Origin of the sequence: Pseudomonas sp. NPDC089396, assembly GCF_044749545.1 — a bacterium.
In the GTDB taxonomy this organism is placed as follows: domain Bacteria; phylum Pseudomonadota; class Gammaproteobacteria; order Pseudomonadales; family Pseudomonadaceae; genus Aquipseudomonas.
The window spans coordinates 281620-299116 of sequence record NZ_JBIVIC010000003.1; the positions used below are offsets into that span (position 1 = coordinate 281620).

Below are 17497 nucleotides of genomic sequence, written 5' to 3' on the forward strand. Positions count from 1 at the left end.
GGAGAACACCATGAGCCAGTTTCACAGCCTGACCATCAAGCAAGTGCGTCCTGAGACCCGCGACGCGGTATCGATTGCCTTCGACGTGCCGGCGCACCTGCAGGACGCCTTCCGTTTCACCCAGGGCCAGTACCTGGTCATGCGCACCCAGTTGGACGACGAAGAAGTTCGCCGCTCCTACTCCATCTGCAGCGCCGTGCAGGATGGCGAGTTGCGCGTGGCGGTAAAGCGCGTGCCGGGCGGGCGTTTTTCGGCTTTTGCCAACGAAGTGCTCAAGGCCGGCCACCAACTGGAAGTGATGCCGCCGTCCGGCAGCTTCTTCGTGCCGCTGGACCCGGCGCGCCAGGGTAACTACCTGGGCGTAGCGGCCGGCAGTGGCATCACGCCGATCCTGTCGATCATCGCTACCACCCTGGCCAGTGAGCCGCACAGCCGCTTCACCCTGTTGTACGGCAACCGTTCGAGCTCCGGCGCATTGTTCCGCGACAAGCTCGAAGACCTGAAGAACCGCTACCTGGACCGCCTGAACCTGATCTTCGTGTTCAGCCGCGAGCAGCAGGACGTCGACCTGTACAACGGTCGCATCGACGCCGACAAGTGCGGCCAGCTGTTCTCCCGCTGGATGGACGTGGCCAGCCTCGACGCAGCGTTCATCTGCGGCCCGCAGGCCATGACCGAAACCGTGCGTGACAGCCTTCAGGCCAACGGCATGGCCAAGGAGCGCATCCACTTCGAACTGTTCGCCGCCGCCGGCAGCGAAGCCCGCCGTGAAGCCCGCGAGGCCGCGCGCCAGGTGGATTCGGCGCTGAGCCACATCACCGTGATCAGCGACGGCCGTGCGCTGAGCTTCGACCTGCCGCGCAACACCCAGAACGTGCTGGATGCCGGCAATGCCATCGGCGCCGAGTTGCCCTATTCGTGCAAGGCCGGCGTGTGCTCGACCTGCAAGTGCCGGGTGATTGAAGGCGAGGTGGAGATGGACAGCAACCATGCGCTGGAGGACTACGAAGTGGCGGCTGGCTACGTGCTGTCGTGCCAGACCTACCCGGTGAGCGACAAGGTGGTGCTCGACTTCGACCAGCTCTGACTGTAGGAGCGGCCTTGTGTCGCGAAAGGGTCGCGCAGCGGCCCCAGGATTTGTGCAGCGATGAAGATTTTGGGGCTGCTGCGCAGCCCTTTCGCGACACAAGGCCGCTCCTACAAACGATCCCAGCAACCCCCGCGTGACCTCAAAAAACAATTACAAAACCCAGAGATCGCTTGCCATGACCCCCGAGCACATCGAAAGCATCAGCAATCACCCCGACTTCCAGCACCTGGTCCGGCGCAAGCGCCGTCTCAACGGCACCCTGACCCTGGCCATGCTGGTGATCTACTACGGCTTCGTGCTGCTGGTGGCGTTCTCCCCCAGCACCCTGGGCCAATCCCTGAACGGCGGCGTGACCACCGTCGGCATGCTGGTCGGTGTGCTCATGGTGCTGCTGTCGTTCGCCCTCACCGGCATCTACGTGCACCGCGCCAATAACGTGCTCGACCCGCTCAACGACAAGGTCAAGCAGGAGTGCGCGCAATGAACTGGACCGCCATCTCGATGTTCATGGTGTTCGTCTGTTTCACCCTGCTGGTGACCCGCTGGGCCGCCCTGCGTACCCGCTCGGCCAGCGACTTCTACACCGCAGGCGGTGGCCTGACCGGCATGCAGAATGGCCTGGCGATCGCCGGTGACATGATCAGCGCCGCGTCCTTCCTGGGCATTTCCGCGATGATGTTCATGAACGGCTACGACGGCCTGCTGTATGCCCTGGGCGTGCTGGCCGGCTGGCCGATCATCCTGTTCCTGATCGCCGAGCGCCTGCGCAACCTGGGCAAGTACACCTTCGCCGATGTGGTCTCGTACCGCCTGGCGCAAACCCCGGTACGCCTGAGCTCGGCGTTCGGCACCCTGGCCGTGGCGCTGATGTACCTGGTGGCGCAGATGGTCGGCGCCGGCAAGCTGATCGAATTGCTGTTCGGCATCGACTACCTGTACGCGGTGATGCTGGTCGGCGTGCTGATGGTCGCCTACGTCACCTTCGGCGGCATGCTGGCCACCACCTGGGTGCAGATCATCAAGGCAGTCATGTTGCTGTCGGGCACCACCTTCATGGCCTTCATGGTGCTCAAGCACTTCGGCTTCAGCACCGAGGCGATGTTCGCCAGTGCCGTGGCCGTGCATGCCAAGGGCCAGGCGATCATGGCGCCGGGCGGCTTGCTGTCGAACCCGGTGGATGCGATTTCGCTGGGGCTGGGCATGATGTTCGGCACGGCGGGTCTGCCGCATATCCTGATGCGCTTCTTCACCGTCAGCGACGCCAAGGAAGCGCGCAAGAGCGTGTTCTATGCCACTGGCTTCATCGGCTACTTCTACCTGCTGCTGATCGTCATCGGCTTCGGCGCCATCGTCATGGTCGGCACCGAGCCTGCCTACCGTGATGCCGCCGGCGCGATCATCGGCGGCGGCAACATGGTCGCCGTGCACCTGGCACAGGCCGTGGGCGGCAACCTGTTCCTCGGCTTCATCTCCGCCGTGGCGTTCGCCACCATCCTTGCCGTGGTCGCCGGCCTTGCGCTTTCCGGCGCTTCGGCGGTGTCCCACGACCTGTATGCCTGTGTGGTGCGCAAAGGTCAGGCCACGGAACAGGAAGAAATGCGCGTGTCGCGTATCGCCACCCTGGTGATCGGCATGCTGGCAGTCGTGCTGGGCCTGGTGTTCGAGTCGCAGAACATTGCCTTCCTCTCTGGCCTGGTGCTGGCCGTGGCGGCTTCGGTCAACTTCCCGGTGTTGCTGCTCTCGATGTTCTGGAAGGGCCTGACCACGCGCGGTGCGGTCATCGGCAGCATGGCCGGCCTGGTGTCGGCGATCGTGCTGGTGGTGCTGGGCCCGGCGGTGTGGGTCAACGTGCTGCACAACCCGCAGGCGCTATTCCCCTACAGCAACCCTGCACTGTTCTCCATGAGCCTGGCGTTCCTCAGTGCCTGGGCGTTCTCGGTGACGGACAGCTCCGAACGCGCCCGTGAAGAGCGTGGGCGCTACCTGGGCCAGTTCATCCGTTCCATGACCGGAATCGGCGCCGCCGGCGCCAGCAAGCACTGATCGTTGACTATGTCGGGTATAACAACAATGAACCGCATGCACCTGAAATCCGCCGCCTGGCTGGCCACCCTCGCCCTGCCCTTGCCGGCCCTGGCCGACTTCATCGGCGACAGCCATGCGCGGCTGGACCTGCGCAACCATTACATCAACCGCGACTTCCGCCAGGACAATGCGCCCCAGGCCAAGGCCGAGGAATGGGGCCAAGGCTTCACCGCGCGCTTTGAGTCCGGTTTCACCGACGGCCCGATTGGCGTCGGCCTGGATGCCATGGGCCAGTTGGGCATCAAGCTCGACTCCAGTCCCGACCGGCGCAACACCGGGCTGCTGCCGTTCGGCCCGAACAGCCATGAACCGGTCGACAATTACAGCGAACTGGGCCTGACCGGCAAGCTGCGCGTGTCCAAGAGCACCCTGCGCATGGGTTCCCTGCAGCCGATGCTGCCGGTGGTGATGTACAACGACACGCGCCTGTTGTCCTCGACCTTCCAGGGCGGCCAGCTGACCAGCCAGGACTTCGGCAACCTGACCTTCAACGCCGGGCGCCTGGACAAGGTCAACCTGCGCGACTCGTCCGGGCGCGATGACATGGGCCTGGGCGCCGCCACCAGCGACCACCTGGATTTTGCCGGCGGCAGCTACGCCATCACCCCGCAGACCAGCGCCAGCTACTACTACGCCAAGCTCGAAGACATCTACCGCCAGCAGTTCGTCGGCCTGGTCGACACCCGCCCGCTGGGCGAAGGCCTGAGCCTGCGCAGCGACCTGCGCTACTTCGACAGCCGCAACGACGGCGCCGAACGCGCCGGCAACATCGACAACCGCAACTTCAACGCCATGTTCACCCTGGGCGTGCGGGCCCACAAGTTCACCGCCGCCTGGCAGCAGATGTCCGGTGACAGCGCCTTTCCGTTCGTCAATGGCGGCGACCCGTTCACCGTCAACCTGGTGACCTTCAACACCTTCACCCGCGCTGGGCTCGACTCCTGGCAGCTGCGCTACGACTACGACTTCGTCGCACTGGGCATCCCCGGTCTGAGCTTCATGACCCGCTACACCGACGGCCGCCACGCCGAAACCGCCACGGTCAGCAATGGCCGTGAGCGCGAGCGTGACACCGACCTGACCTACGTCATCCAGAGCGGTCCGTTCAAGGACGTGAGCCTGCGCTGGCGCAACGTCACCTTCCGTTCCGGCAATGGCCTGACCAACGCCGTGGACGAAAACCGCCTGATCATCGGCTACACCCTGGCGCTGTGGTAACAGCGCCCCCCTATTCGAGAATGGAGAACAGCATGTCTGACGCCCCAACCCTGCAGAGCTTCATCGCCGGTCGCTGGATCGGCCAACACGGCGCCCAGGCCCTGCGCAGCGCCCTCGACGGCCACGTCCTGGCCTACAGCCACGAAGAGCGCCCGGATTTTGCCGAAGCCGTGGACTTCGCCCGCGCTCGCGGCCTGGCCGCACTCATGGCCATGGACTTCCAGCAGCGCGCCGCGCGCCTCAAAGCGCTGGCCCTGTACCTGGCCGAGCGCAAGGAGCAGCTCTACGCACTGTCCCACCACAGCGGCGCCACCCGCGCCGACAGCTGGATCGACATCGAAGGCGGCAACTCCACCTTGTTCGCCTACGCGGGCATCGGCAGCCGCGAGCTGCCCTCGGGCAACCTGGTGCACGAAGGCCCGGCGATCCCGCTGGGCAAGCAAGGTCATTTCGCCGGTAGCCACATCCTGGTGCCGCGTGCGGGCGTTGCCGTGCACATCAATGCCTTCAACTTCCCGATCTGGGGCATGTTGGAAAAGTTCGCCCCGACCTTCCTGGCCGGCATGCCTTGCATCGTCAAGCCAGCGACCTCCACCAGCTACCTGACCGAAGCCGTGGTGCGCCTGATGAATGCCTCGGGCCTGTTGCCCGAGGGCAGTCTGCAACTGGTGATCGGCAGCACCGGCGACCTGCTCGACCGCCTGCAAGGCCAGGACGTGGTGACCTTCACCGGTTCCGCCGATACCGCCGCCAAGCTGCGCGTCACACCGAACCTGATCCGCCACTCGGTGCCGTTCACCGCCGAGGCCGATTCGCTCAACTGCGCCATCCTCGGCCCCGATGTCACCCCGGACAGCGACGAGTTCGAGCTGTACATCAAGGAAGTGGTCCGCGAAATGACCACCAAGGCCGGGCAGAAATGCACCGCCATCCGCCGCGCCATCGTGCCGGCCAAGCACCTGGACGCCGTCGCCACGCGCCTGCGTGAGCGCCTGAGCAAGGTGGTGGTCGGCGACCCGTCGGTGGAAGGCGTGCGCATGGGCGCCCTGGCCTCCCATGATCAGCAGCGTGACGTCGGTGAGCGCGTGCAGAGCCTGCTGCAGAGCTGCGATCAGCTGTTCGGCGCCAGCGACGGTTTCAGCCCACGTGGCGAAGGGGTTGCCGAAGGTGCCTTCTTCGCCCCGACCCTGCTGCAGGCCCGCGACCCGCATGCCGAGGGCGGCGCCCATGATATCGAGGCGTTCGGCCCGGTCAGCACGCTGATGGCCTATGACGACCTGGACGAAGCCCTGGCCCTGGCCGCGCGCGGCAAAGGCAGCCTGGTCGCCTCGCTGGTAACCGCCGACCGTGCCGTGGCCGCCAAAGCCATCCCGGTCGCCGCCGCCTGGCACGGTCGCCTGCTGGTGCTGGACAGCGAAGCTGCGAAAGAGTCCACCGGCCACGGCTCGCCGCTGCCACAGCTCAAGCACGGCGGCCCCGGCCGCGCCGGTGGTGGCGAGGAGCTGGGCGGCCTGCGCGCGGTCAAGCATTACCTGCAGCGTGCGGCGGTACAGGGTTCGCCAAGCATGCTCAGCGCCGTGACCGGTGAGTATGTGCGCGGTGCCGAGGTGATCGAGACCGAAGTGCATCCATTCCGTCGCTACTTCGACGAACTGCGCATCGGCGAGTCGCTGCTGACCCACCGCCGCACCGTGACCGAAGCGGACCTGGTCAACTTCGGTTGCCTGTCGGGCGATCACTTCTACATGCACTTCGACGAGATCGCCGCCAAGGAGTCGCAATTCGGCAAACGCATCGCCCATGGCTACTTCGTGCTGTCGGCGGCGGCCGGGTTGTTCGTGTCGCCGGGTGCAGGGCCGGTGCTGGCCAACTACGGACTGGATACCCTGCGCTTCATCAACCCGGTGGGCATCGGCGACACCATCCAGGCGCGCCTGACCTGCAAACGCAAGATCGACCAGGGCAAGACCAGCCCGCTGGGGCAGCCGCAGGGTGTGGTGGCGTGGGATGTGGAGGTGACCAACCAGCTGGGTGAGCTGGTGGCCAGCTATGACATTCTGACCTTGGTGCTCAAGCGCTAAGAGGCTGACATTTGCGTTGCTTGGGCTGGCCCTATCGCTGGCAAGCTAGCTCCTACAAGGATCTCCACAGCTCCCGAGGCCTGTGCTGTACCTGTGGGAGCCGGCTTGCCGGCGATAGAGCCAGCCCAGACAACGCAGCACTCATGGCCTGCCACTGGTCGGGGTCAACCCCACAAAAAGCGATCATCCACTCCTGCGCAGTACTCCAACGTGCATCAACCACCGCGGAGACTGCCATGAACGATCTACTGAAAATGGGCGGCGGCAACGCCCAGGATGACTGGCCCGAACTGGACCCGGAACGCAACGACCGGGCCGACGACCCGGATGCCGACCCCAACGTCGCCGACGACGATCAGCGTCAGCCCGGCGTACCGGCCAGCGACCCCGAATCGGGCGCTTGATGGGTCGACTGGGGTTTGTCCCCCGACACCCGCCAACGCACTTCGGTAATCCCGTACCGTTCCGCCATGGGCCTGCTGACCTTCTTGATCTTCTCCCGTCCGAACTTGGGAATGATGCCGATCCCCGCATCGCAGCTCGCCCAATGCCAGGCCTCGGCGTTGTCCAGCCGCTCCAGGCGAATGATGAAGCTGCGCGGCTCAGCGTGCAGTTGGTAGTCGATGATGTACAGCTGGGGATTAGGCATCACGCGGCCCTCCTGTTCTCCATGGATGACACTTCATGGAGTGATGCCGCTTGGTAAAGATTCAAAAAAATTGTCGAACAATCTGAAGCGAGGCCCTGAGGCCCCGCTGATTCGCAATTCAATGGGGCTGACGCCCGCCGCCGTGGCTGTTCTGCCCACCCTTTCGGCCCGCCTCCGCCGCCCGCTCACGGTCGTTGGCAAAATTGCCGCCAGAAGCCTGGCCGCCCTTGTGGCCTGCGCGGGACGCTCGCTCGCGGTCATTGGCGAAGTTGCCGGGGTTGGTTTCCTTGGTGCCGCCACGTTGTCCGGTCCGCTCTTGGTCACGAGCCATGTCGTATCTCCTTGCACTGCAATTGGAATGGACGCATGAATCTTTGCCACGCCTCTTTTCCGAGCGATTGAGGCTCGCGTCTGCTCAATCGGATTGCCCGCGGCTGACCGGTGGCACGAAACACCGTCATGGCAAATGCTTGTGTCCCGGCCATCACGCCTTACGCATGCACGCTCCACTGGGCAACTTCGGCCTCCATGGGCATTTCATCGATGGCCTGGATCATGCCGCTGTCCAGCGCCTCCTGAGGCCCCAGGATGCGCGGATAGGCCATCAGGTAGCGCGTTGTGTCCAGCACTTCGCTGGCGCCCTCGGTACGTTCGGCGACGATCTGCGCATACAGCTGCAAGTCATAATCCAGGCTCATCGCATATTCGGCCATGCGCGCATGGTCCACCGACCCGTGCAGCGTCCAGTGGAACGGGTGGAACAGGAACTTGCTGCGGGCGCAGGCGGTGCGGTGGTCGCCGGCCAGGAACAGGATATTGCCCATCGACTCGACGGTGCCCAGGTTATGGGTATGCAAGGGCACCGGCAGGCCGCGCAGGAAGTTGTACAGGGTGAAGCCGTAGCTGCACTCCCCGCCCATGGTGGCGATATTCAACTGCACCACGTCAGCGCCCTGTTGCAGGGCCTTGCCACAGGTGTTGATCAGGTTGCCGCAAGTCGATGAATTGATCGGTCCGGTGAAGTGGATGATGTGTCTGGCCATGCTTGCCTCCAAAGGTTGGCGGGTCATTCCAGTGAAACGGACAGACCTTCAGTCGCGTGCGTCTTCGTCGGTCGTTTGCCCATCGTCACTGCGCTCGCCCATCCGTTGATACTGCTTGCGCAGGGCATGCAACTGGGCGGGGTCCATGTCCTCCAGGTCCAGTAGCGCCTTGTGCGCACGGCGAGTGGTGCGCAGCAGCTCGTCGACCTTGATGTGCAGTTCGTCGTTGTCGCGGTTCTGGGTGTTCTGGATCAGGAACACCATCAGGAAGGTGATGATGGTGGTCGAGGTGTTGATCACCAGTTGCCAGGTGTCGTTGAAGTGGAACAGCGGCCCGCTGACGCCCCATACCAGGATTAGCAACAAGGCGACCCCGAAGGACCACGGGCGTCCCGTCCAATTGGCCAGCCATTGCGCGAAACGGTCGAATTTCATTCCAACGCTCCCAAGCAGGCTTTGTCCTTCGGTGGAAACGCCCACCACGGCAAAGTTCCCGCGCCTCGGACTGCCGGCCATTGATCAGACCACGCTGAACCGTTGCCCCGTCTGGTGGGTCGCAATTCCAGACGCCCTGATACGGAAGTGCCTTGCAATGGAGACGGCCATGAGCGATAGCTGCGCCAGACTGCCCGAGGTGGCCGCGGTGCACCGCCTGAACGTGCTGACGATCAATGTGCACAAGGGGTTTACCCCGCTGAACCGGCGTTTCATCCTGCCGGAGCTTCGCGAAGCGGTGCGCGCCAGCGGTGCCGACCTGGTGTTCCTCCAGGAAGTGCATGGCAGTCATGAGCAGCATGCCCAACGCCATCCGGCGTGGCCGCAGACGCCCCAGTACGAATTTCTGGCCGACAGCATGTGGCCGCAGTTCGCCTATGGGCGCAACGCGGTCTACCCGCATGGCGACCATGGCAATGCCCTGTTGTCGAAATTCCCCATCGTCGAGCACCGCAACCTCGATATTTCGATCCACGGCAACGAGGAGCGCGGGCTGTTGCACTGTCGCCTGGACGTGCCCGGCCATGATCAGGTGCATGCGGTCTGCGTGCACCTGGGGCTGCGTGAAGCCCACCGGCAAAGCCAGGTAAGGCTGTTGCTCGACCTGCTGGACAGCTTGCCGGCCAGCGCGCCGGTGATCGTCGCGGGCGATTTCAACGATTGGCGCCTGAAAGCCGATGCCGTGCTCTCGCAGCGCCTGGTGGAAGCCTTCGGCGAACGTTTCGGCAGCCCGGCCCGCAGCTTCCCGGCGCGTCTGCCACTGCTGCGCCTGGACCGCATCTACCTGCGCAATGCCATGCCGTGCAAGGCCCAGGTGTTGTCCAAATACCCGTGGTCGCACCTGTCCGACCATGCCCCGTTGGCTGCGGAGATCAACCTGTGAACAGACCCTGGGTGGAGGGCAACAGCGTCGAGCTGTTGGTCAATGGCGAGGGGTATTACCCCCGCGTGTTCGAGGCCATGGCCCAGGCGCAGGAAGAAATCCTGCTGGAAACCTTCATCATCTATGACGACAAGGTCGGCCAGCAGCTGCAACAGGTATTGATCGAAGCTGCGCAGCGCGGCGTTCGGGTGGAGCTGGCGGCAGATGGCTACGGCACGGCAGACCTGCCGGACGCCTTCCTTGCGGCGATGACCGAAGCGGGCGTGAGCTTTCACGCGTTCGATCCGCAACCGCGCCTGGCCGGCATGCGCACCAACCTGTTCCGTCGCCTGCACCGCAAGATCGTGGTGGTCGATGGCAAGCGCGCGTTCATAGGCGGGATCAACTACAGCGCCGATCACCTGGAAGACTTTGGGCCGATGGCCAAGCAGGACTATGCCGTGGAGGTGTGTGGGCCGGTGGTGGCGCAGGTGCATGCGTCGAGCCGGCGGCTGATGGCGCCGGTGCTTGACCCACCCAGCGACGTCCGCCCCGCCGTCGCCAGCGCCGGGCCGGCCAGCGCCGTGCTGGTCGAGCGCGACAATGCGCGGCACAGCACCGAGATCGAAGCCTGCTATCTGGAGGCCTTTCGCGGCGCACGTCAGCGCATCGTGGTGGCCAATGCCTACTTCTTTCCCGGCTACCGCTTGCTGCGCGAAATGCGCAATGCCGCGCGACGCGGCGTAGAGGTGACGCTGATCCTGCAAGGCCAGCCGGACATGCGCTGGGTTCGAGCCCTGTCGCGGCTGCTGTACAACTACCTGCTGCGCGATGGGGTGCAGATCCACGAGTACTGCCAGCGGCCACTGCACGGCAAGGTGGCGCTGGTCGACGATCAGTGGTCGACCGTGGGGTCGAGCAACCTCGACCCGCTGAGCCTGTCGTTCAACCTTGAAGCGAACCTGTTGATCCGGGACCGTGCCTTCAACCAGCACCTCTACCAGCACCTTACGGGGTTGGCCAGCGAACAGTGCAAGCGGGTGACCTTGGAACGCATGGTGCGCGGTTACTGGTGGCGAGCGCCGCTGATCTTCATGTGCTTCCACGTTATCCGCCACTTCCCGCGCATTGCCGGCTGGTTCCCCGCGCATCGGCAGCGCCTGCGTTCGGTACAGCCCGAAGTGCAGGCCCAGGGCGACCTGCACGAGGGCAAGACCTGATGACCGACAAACCCTGGCAGACCTGGGGCAAGCGCGTGCTGACCGTGCTGTTCATCGTGCTGATCCCGGTGCTGCTGTATACCCTGGCGCGAAACCTGGACTGGAACGAAGTGCGCCAGTCGCTGGTGGCGTACAAACCGAGCACCTTGGTCGTCGGGCTGGGTCTGGCGTTGTGCAGCTACCTGACCTTTGCCAGTTACGACCTGCTGGCACGGGCCTATACTGGGCATCAGCTGCCGGCGCGTCAGGTATTGCCGGTGGCCTTCGTCTGCTATGCGTTCAACCTGAACTTCACCACCTGGGTCGGTGGCGTGGCATTGCGCTACCGGCTGTACGGCCGGCTGGGGCTGGACACGGCGACCATCACCCGGATCCTCACCCTGGGCCTGTTGACCAACTGGATGGGCTACATGCTGCTGGCAGGCACGGTGTTCGCCCTGCGCCTGGTCAAGTTGCCGGAAAGCTGGGCCCTTGGCGTGACCGGGTTGCAGGTGGTCGGCTTCGTGCTGTTGGCGGTGGCCGTGGGTTACCTGCTGGCCTGCGCATTCGCCACACGGCGTACCTGGCACATCCGCAAACACGAGATCACCCTGCCCTCGCTGCGCCTGGCGCTGTGTCAGGTGGCGCTGGGGGCCAGCAACTGGGCGCTGATGGCGGCGCTGATCTACTGGTTGTTGCCGGGTGATCTGTTCTACCCGTCGATTCTCGGCATCCTGCTGATCAGTTGCGTGGCTGGCGTGGTGGCGCACATTCCCGCCGGGCTTGGTGTACTGGAGGCCGTATTTCTGGCCCTGCTGCATGGCCAGCTGGGCCAGGGCAGCCTGGTGGCGGCGCTGTTGGGGTATCGCACCCTGTATTACCTGATCCCGTTGCTGCTGGCGGTGATTACCTACCTGGTCCTGGAGAAACGCGCCCGGACCATGCGCCAACGCGGTAAAGCGACGTTACGCAAGACCTGAACACGGGCCACGCGCCCGGGAGGTGGCACATGCGGTTATCCCTGTTGATGGTGATGCTGGGCAGTTTGGCCAGCGGCGAGGTGCTGGCCGAGGCGTGCGATGTGGTCACCCGCTCCTCCAGCGAGGCGGTCAAGCCTGTCGAAGGGCATACCTGCTACAGCTTCGGCAACATGCCAGCGGAGGCGATCAACTGGTCCTGCAGCAACGAGAGCAAGGAAATGCTCAGCACCGAGAAGCACAAGGTGGCCCGCTGCGCCGATGGCAGCGTTGGCAGCTGCATCGCGCCACTGACCCAGGAAGCCTTGGCCAATCCGAAAGCCGGCGGCGGCGATGGGCCCTCGACGCGTCCCGCATTACCCAAGGATGCGCGGGTGATCACCTACTACTACGACACGCCCAGCCTGGGCCAGGCCCGCAGCGATTGCGAGCGCAACAATGGTATTTGGCAGACCCACTGACCGTCTTTTCTACGCGGTCCCTGTGGGAGCCGGCTTGCCGGCGATGAGGCCGGGACAGGCAAAACTGGCCAAGCTGTTCTGGCCCTATCGCCGGCAAGCCGGCTCCCACAGGAATCGTGTCAGCTTTTTGAAATTGAGCAAGACAGTTGCTCCCACAGGCATCGGGTCAGCTTTTATATATTGAGCAAGACAGTTGATCCCACGGGTATCAAGGTGAGATCGGGTCGCTGGCCGGGAAGGTCTCATCCAGCGCATTGTCCACGGTGCTTTCACGGGGCCGCGACGCCTGGGCGCACTTGCAGTCGCCCATCCTGCACGGTTCACCGTTGCGGTGCCCGGACGCACACGCCTCGCAGCAGTACGCCTTGCCGTCCTGCATCAGGGCATTGCCGTCCACCGTGCAGGAACAATGGGGACACGCACAGCGTTGTTCGTTCATGGTCATTTCCTCGGTTTTTCATCGACGACGTCATCCGTCCAAGGCTCGCCGTCCAAGGGATCTGAACGGGCCAGCTCGGCTTCGTCCAGGCCAATGCCACCGCCAATCTCGTGCTCGTCGACACTGCGCAGCATCTGGTCGGCCGGGCCGTCGTCGGTGCCGGGCTCATCGTCGTCGCGCGCCCCGTTTTCATCCAGCAGGGTGTCCGGGCTCATGTCGTCCCAGGTGACGTTGTCTTCGTGCAGGCTGTCGCTCAGCGTCTCGCCACCGGTCATGCCACTTTCGGCCACCCGCCGCGGCGGGAATTCCTGGTCCACTTCGCGTGCCGGGCGCTCATCCCCCACGCGGCCCTGGCGCTCGTCGTCGTGCTCGTTGAAATCCAGTTCGTGGACATTGCCCATGCGGTCTTCGGTGTCATCGATTTCGCCAGGGGTATAGGGCTTGGGGTTATCGGGTCGGGACATGTCGGCTCTCCGTCATCCAGGTATTTCAACTCGTTACAGGCGTTTGACTACCCGTGGAAGACAATGATTCAGAGTTTTTCCGGTGGCGAATTTTTGAACTCGCCGGCGCCCTGCTCCCTCCCATTTCTAGAGACCTGCATATCGTCCCGGAGCCCGTCATGGCCAAGCCCCTGCAGGAGTACCAGCGCAAGCGCGATTTCAACGCCACGCCCGAGCCCAGCGGCAAGCGCGGGCGTGCCAAGGCCCATGCCCTGCAGTTCTGCATCCAGAAACACGACGCCAGTCACTTGCACTATGACTTTCGCCTGGAGCTCGATGGCACGCTGAAAAGCTGGGCCATCCCCAAAGGCCCGTCACTGGACCCTAAAGTGCGGCGTCTGGCCGTGCAGGTGGAGGACCACCCGCTCGACTACGCCAGTTTCGAGGGCAATATCCCCGAGGGCCACTACGGCGCCGGCGACGTGATCGTCTGGGACCGTGGCATCTGGGAGCCCGAAGGCAACGCCCGGCAAGCCTATGCCAAGGGCAAGCTGCGGTTTCGCCTGCAGGGCGAGAAGCTCAATGGCGTATGGAACCTGTTTCGCACCCACCTGGCGGGCAAGAAAGAGCAATGGATGCTGGTCAAGTCCAACGACGGCGAGGCCCGCAGCGAGTCGGACTACAGCATCGTCGATGCCCAACCCGACAGCGTGCTGAGCGACCGTACGTTGGTACCACGCCGTCCTGCCAAGGCCGCTCAGGCGCCTGCCAGGCGCAAACGGCCGGCCACGGGCAAGAAAGCAGCCCTGCCCGCCCAGTTGCAACCGCAGCTGGCTACCCTGGTCGACTCACCGCCCAGCGGCGACTGGCGTTACGAGGTCAAGTTCGACGGCTACCGGGTGCTGGCCCGTATCGAAGGCGACGATGTTCGGCTGTTCACTCGCAACGGCCATGACTGGAGCAGCAAGATGCCCAGGCAGGTCGAAGCGCTGCGCGCGCTGGGCATCGATTCGGCCTGGCTCGATGGTGAGATGGTGGTCAAGGGCGAGCATGGCGTGTCTGATTTTCAGGCCCTGCAGAACGCTTTCGACACCGACAATGACGAGCAGATCGTCTACTACCTGTTCGACCTGCCCTACCTTGGTGGCCATGACCTGCGCCAACTGCCCCTGGAGGACCGTCGCTCGGCCCTGGCCAAGCTGCTGGAGGACGAGCAGTCCGAGGTGCTGGAGTATTCCGCCGATTTCGACCAGCCGGTCGAATCCCTGCTCGACAGCGCCTGCCGCCTGCAGCTCGAAGGCTTGATCGGCAAGCGCTTGGGCAGCCCCTACCTGGGCAAGCGAAGTGCCGACTGGATCAAGCTCAAGTGCAAGCAGCGCCAGGAGTTCGTGATCGTCGGCTACACCGATCCCAAGGGCAGCCGCACGGCCTTCGGTGCACTGCTGCTGGCCCTTCACGACAACGACAGCGGCGAGCTGCGCTACGCCGGCAAGGTCGGCAGCGGTTTCAGCGCCGCCACACTCGGCACGATCCATGCCCGGCTCAAACCCCTGGAAGTTGCCAAACCTGCCCTGGCCAACCCGCCGACCGGCGTCGAGGCCCGCGGTGTGCACTGGCTCAAGCCGCAACTGCTGGCAGAAGTCGCCTACGCCCAGATGACCCGCGACGGCTCGGTACGCCACGCGGTGTTTCACGGCCTGCGCGATGACAAGCCTGCCACCGCCATCGACCTGGAGCGCCCGATGCCCGGCAAGAAGATCCCCCGCCATCCGCCCCACGATGAGCCGCTGAGCGCATTGCGCCTGACCCACCCTGACCGGGTGATCGATGCCACCTCAGGCGCCACCAAGCGCGACGTGGCCGAGTACTACGCCCAGGTAATGCCTTGGCTCCTGCCCCAGCTCAAGGACCGCCCGGTGGCCTTGGTGCGCGCCCCGGAGGGCCTGACGGGCGAGCTGTTCTTCCAGAAAAATGCCGGCCAGCTGCATCTCCCCAACGTGCTCAGCTACGACAAAGCCGAAGCTGGCCAGGCGGCGATGGTCATCAATCGCCCCGATACCCTGCTTGGCGCGGTCCAGATGAACATGCTCGAACTGCACACCTGGAATGCCACCAACAAGGCTTTCGACAAGCCCGACCGCTTCGTGCTCGACCTCGACCCGGACCCGGCACTGCCGTGGAAAGCCATGCTCGACGCCACCCAGCTGACCTTGACGCTGCTCGACGAGCTGGGCCTGAAGGTGTTTCTCAAGACCAGTGGCGGCAAGGGCATGCACCTCGTAGTGCCGCTGACTCGGCGGGCCGACTGGGACGAGGTCAAGGACTTCAGCCACGCCATCGTCGACTACCTGGCCAAGCTGTTCCCCGACCGCCTCAGCGCCGTGTCAGGGCAGAAGAACCGGGTCGGGCGGATCTTCATCGACTACCTGCGCAACGGCCAGGGCGCCACCACGGCCTGTGCCTATTCCCTGCGCGCCCGCGAAGGACTGCCGGTGTCGGTGCCGATCTGGCGCGCGGAGCTGGCTCAACTCAAGGGCGCCAACCAATGGCATATCGGCAATCTGCATGATCGCCTGGCCGACCTCGACGACCCCTGGGCCGACCTGGCCAAGACCCGCCAATCGATTACCGCGCGCATGCGCAAACAGATGGGGATGGCATGAGCATCATCCAGGATTTCGACTTGAACACCCTCGACAGCCTGTTGCGCACGTTCAGCGAACGCCCGCAGGCACTCAACCTCGACACCAAGCTGGCCGAGCTGATGCAGGCGCTGCTGGCTGACCACCTCGACCTGCTGCCACTGCCCGGCCAGGGCCATACCCTGCAGCGCTGGCAGACCCTGGCGCGGGTAGCCGGCTGCGACCTGGCACTGGCGAAACTGTACGAGGGGCATACCGACGCCCTGGCGATCCTGGCCGAATGTGGCGCCGCGCACCGGGTGGGTGATGCCGTATGGGGTGTGTGGGCGGCCGAGCCACCCGATGCCCGCGCGCGTATCGTCGGCCGGAACGGCGACCAGGTGCGCCTGGCCGGGCGCAAGGCCTGGTGCTCCGGCGCTCTGCAGATCGACCGCGCACTGATCACCGCCTGGGCCGAGGATGACCAGCCGCAGCTGGTGGCCATCGAACTGGCCCATACCCGCCAACGCCTGCAGGTCGAGCACTGGCAGGCGGTCGGGATGGCCACCACCACCAGCGTCGAGGTCGAGTTCGACGACGCGCCCGGCATTGCGATCGGTCAGCCAGGCCAATACCTCACACGCCCGGGCTTCTGGCATGGCGGCGCGGGCATTGCCGCCTGCTGGTACGGCGCCGCCGAGGCCCTGGCCGACTACTTGCGCGAGCATTGCCGCAAACCCCACCCCGATCCCCATGCCCAGGCGCATCTGGGCGCTGTCGACGCTGCCCTGTGTGGCGCCCGGGCAGCGTTGCGTGCGTGCGCCGCCTGGATCGACCGCCAACCGGGCGCCGACGCCAGCTTCGAGGTACGCCGCGTGCGTGCCCAGGTCGAACAGTCGGTGGAACAGGTCATCCACCATGTGGGCCGCGCGCTGGGCGCAACGCCGTTCTGCCGCAGCAGCCACTTCGCCAGGCTCAGCGCCGACTTGCCGGTGTTCCTGCGCCAGAGCCACGCCGAACGCGACCTGGCCACCCTTGGACAGCAGCTGGCCCAGGTGCCGGCAGGAGCCTGGCAGCTATGAGCGAGAACCTGATCCAGGCCAGCAACGGCACGCCCTGGGCCGCCTGGCAGCAGTCGGCGCACCTGGCCCGTGCCGGTTGGCTCACCCCCGATCAGCTGTGCCCGCCGGGCCGGCGCCTGGTATTGCTGGCCCCGCACCCGGATGACGAGATCCTCATGGCCGGCGGCCTGCTGGCGGGCATGCACGGTCGCGAGCAGGACCTGCTGCTGGTTTCCGCCACCGACGGCGAAGGCAGCCACCCGGACTCGTCGACCTGGACCGAACACCGTCTGCGCCGCCAGCGACCGCTGGAAAGCCGGCATGCCTTGCAACAGCTGGACCTGGACCTCAACCAGCTGGATTGGCGGCGCTTGCACCTCAAGGACGGCGCCTTGCCCCGCGACGAAGCGTTCCTGGTCAACCACCTGAACCAGTTGCTCAGGCCCGAAGACCTGCTGATGACCACCTGGCGTGGCGACGGCCACTGCGACCACGAGACACTCGGCCGCGCAGCGGCACAAGCGGCCCAGGCGCGCAAAGTGCAACTGGTCGAAGTGCCGGTGTGGGCCTGGCACTGGGCGCAGCCCGACGACCCACGGCTGCCCTGGTCACGGGCGCACCGCATCGCCCTCGACGAATCCCGCCTGGCCCGCAAGCGCCAGGCCCTGGCCGCGCACCATAGCCAGCTGGAGCCGGACCAGGAGCGACCTGCGGTACTGCCGCCCGACCTGCTGGAGTGTCTGTTGCAACCGTTTGAACTGGTCTTTCTCTAG

18 protein-coding genes and 1 pseudogene are annotated in these 17497 nt (G+C 65.0%); 13 read left to right on the forward strand and 6 right to left on the reverse strand.

Annotated features, from left to right (window positions below):
* The first annotated feature begins 10 nt into the window (after positions 1–10).
* From paaE to ACIPZB_RS07300, 6 genes and pseudogenes are all read left to right on the forward strand, one after another.
* Complete coding sequence (paaE, locus tag ACIPZB_RS07275) at positions 11–1087, forward strand: 1,2-phenylacetyl-CoA epoxidase subunit PaaE (protein ID WP_400639566.1); 1077 nt, start codon at positions 11–13, stop codon at positions 1085–1087.
* A 178-nt stretch (positions 1088–1265) separates the two neighbouring features.
* Positions 1266–1574 carry a DUF485 domain-containing protein gene (locus ACIPZB_RS07280; protein ID WP_400639567.1) on the forward strand — a complete coding sequence of 103 codons (309 nt, stop codon included), beginning with the start codon at positions 1266–1268 and terminating at the stop codon, positions 1572–1574.
* A pseudogene (locus tag ACIPZB_RS07285) lies at positions 1565–3133 on the forward strand (cation acetate symporter); the annotation flags it as partial. The gene ACIPZB_RS07280 and the pseudogene ACIPZB_RS07285, both read left to right, overlap by 10 nt.
* 27 nt (positions 3134–3160) lie before the next feature.
* Positions 3161–4393 (forward strand): OprD family porin, encoded by a 1233-nt coding sequence (locus tag ACIPZB_RS07290; protein ID WP_400639568.1) that lies wholly within the window; start codon positions 3161–3163, stop codon positions 4391–4393.
* Between the two features lie 32 nt (positions 4394–4425).
* Positions 4426–6474: a phenylacetic acid degradation bifunctional protein PaaZ gene (gene paaZ / locus ACIPZB_RS07295; RefSeq protein ID WP_400639569.1), complete on the forward strand. Its 2049-nt coding sequence runs from the start codon at positions 4426–4428 to the stop codon at positions 6472–6474.
* Positions 6475–6710: 236 nt separating this feature from the next.
* Positions 6711–6878 (forward strand): hypothetical protein, encoded by a 168-nt coding sequence (locus tag ACIPZB_RS07300; RefSeq protein ID WP_400639570.1) that lies wholly within the window; start codon positions 6711–6713, stop codon positions 6876–6878.
* Here ACIPZB_RS07300 and ACIPZB_RS07305 read toward each other — a convergent pair.
* The 4 genes from ACIPZB_RS07305 to ACIPZB_RS07320 form a co-directional block, all read right to left on the reverse strand.
* On the reverse strand, positions 6836–7123 hold the full coding sequence (locus ACIPZB_RS07305; RefSeq protein WP_400639572.1) for a DUF6555 family protein: 288 nt from the start codon (positions 7121–7123) through the stop codon (positions 6836–6838). The two genes, ACIPZB_RS07300 and ACIPZB_RS07305, sit on opposite strands and share 43 nt — an antisense overlap.
* A gap of 118 nt (positions 7124–7241) precedes the next feature.
* Complete coding sequence (locus ACIPZB_RS07310; protein ID WP_400639573.1) at positions 7242–7454, reverse strand: general stress protein; 213 nt, start codon at positions 7452–7454, stop codon at positions 7242–7244.
* 160 nt (positions 7455–7614) lie between these two features.
* Entirely contained in the window at positions 7615–8166 is a 552-nt protein-coding gene (locus tag ACIPZB_RS07315) for an ATP-dependent Clp protease proteolytic subunit (RefSeq protein ID WP_400639574.1), read from the reverse strand.
* A 48-nt stretch (positions 8167–8214) separates the two neighbouring features.
* Positions 8215–8601, reverse strand: a complete 387-nt coding sequence (locus ACIPZB_RS07320; RefSeq protein WP_400639575.1) for a low affinity iron permease family protein — start codon at positions 8599–8601, stop codon at positions 8215–8217.
* A 169-nt stretch (positions 8602–8770) separates the two neighbouring features.
* Between ACIPZB_RS07320 and ACIPZB_RS07325 the strand changes: the two genes are divergently transcribed.
* From ACIPZB_RS07325 to ACIPZB_RS07340, 4 genes are read left to right on the forward strand one after another with little or no spacing between them, the layout of a single operon-like run.
* Positions 8771–9544, forward strand: a complete 774-nt coding sequence (locus tag ACIPZB_RS07325; RefSeq protein ID WP_400639576.1) for an endonuclease/exonuclease/phosphatase family protein — start codon at positions 8771–8773, stop codon at positions 9542–9544.
* Positions 9541–10743: a cardiolipin synthase ClsB gene (gene clsB, locus ACIPZB_RS07330; protein ID WP_400639577.1), complete on the forward strand. Its 1203-nt coding sequence runs from the start codon at positions 9541–9543 to the stop codon at positions 10741–10743. Before ACIPZB_RS07325 ends, clsB begins: the two co-directional genes overlap by 4 nt.
* Positions 10743–11702: a lysylphosphatidylglycerol synthase domain-containing protein gene (locus ACIPZB_RS07335; RefSeq protein WP_400639578.1), complete on the forward strand. Its 960-nt coding sequence runs from the start codon at positions 10743–10745 to the stop codon at positions 11700–11702. The genes clsB and ACIPZB_RS07335 overlap by 1 nt, the downstream gene beginning before the upstream one ends.
* A gap of 29 nt (positions 11703–11731) precedes the next feature.
* Positions 11732–12160 carry a hypothetical protein gene (locus tag ACIPZB_RS07340; RefSeq protein WP_400639579.1) on the forward strand — a complete coding sequence of 143 codons (429 nt, stop codon included), beginning with the start codon at positions 11732–11734 and terminating at the stop codon, positions 12158–12160.
* A gap of 208 nt (positions 12161–12368) precedes the next feature.
* Here the strand turns inward: ACIPZB_RS07340 and ACIPZB_RS07345 are convergent, their stop codons facing one another.
* Together ACIPZB_RS07345 and ACIPZB_RS07350 are read right to left on the reverse strand one after the other, a co-directional pair.
* Positions 12369–12599: a metallothionein gene (locus ACIPZB_RS07345; protein ID WP_400639580.1), complete on the reverse strand. Its 231-nt coding sequence runs from the start codon at positions 12597–12599 to the stop codon at positions 12369–12371.
* Between the two features lie 2 nt (positions 12600–12601).
* A complete protein-coding gene (locus tag ACIPZB_RS07350) occupies positions 12602–13063 on the reverse strand; it encodes a phosphotransferase system, HPr-related protein (protein WP_400639581.1) in 462 nt (153 codons plus the stop codon).
* A 158-nt stretch (positions 13064–13221) separates the two neighbouring features.
* Here ACIPZB_RS07350 and ligD point away from each other — a divergent pair, with 158 nt between their 5' ends.
* The 3 genes from ligD to ACIPZB_RS07365 are packed head-to-tail and all read left to right on the forward strand — an operon-like array spanning position 13222 to position 17497.
* The gene (gene ligD / locus ACIPZB_RS07355) at positions 13222–15705 is read left to right on the forward strand and encodes a DNA ligase D (RefSeq protein ID WP_400639583.1); all 2484 of its coding nucleotides are present in this window, start codon (positions 13222–13224) and stop codon (positions 15703–15705) included.
* A complete protein-coding gene (locus tag ACIPZB_RS07360) occupies positions 15702–16745 on the forward strand; it encodes an acyl-CoA dehydrogenase (RefSeq protein WP_400639584.1) in 1044 nt (347 codons plus the stop codon). Before ligD ends, ACIPZB_RS07360 begins: the two co-directional genes overlap by 4 nt.
* On the forward strand, positions 16742–17497 hold the full coding sequence (locus ACIPZB_RS07365; protein WP_400639585.1) for a PIG-L deacetylase family protein: 756 nt from the start codon (positions 16742–16744) through the stop codon (positions 17495–17497). The genes ACIPZB_RS07360 and ACIPZB_RS07365 overlap by 4 nt, the downstream gene beginning before the upstream one ends.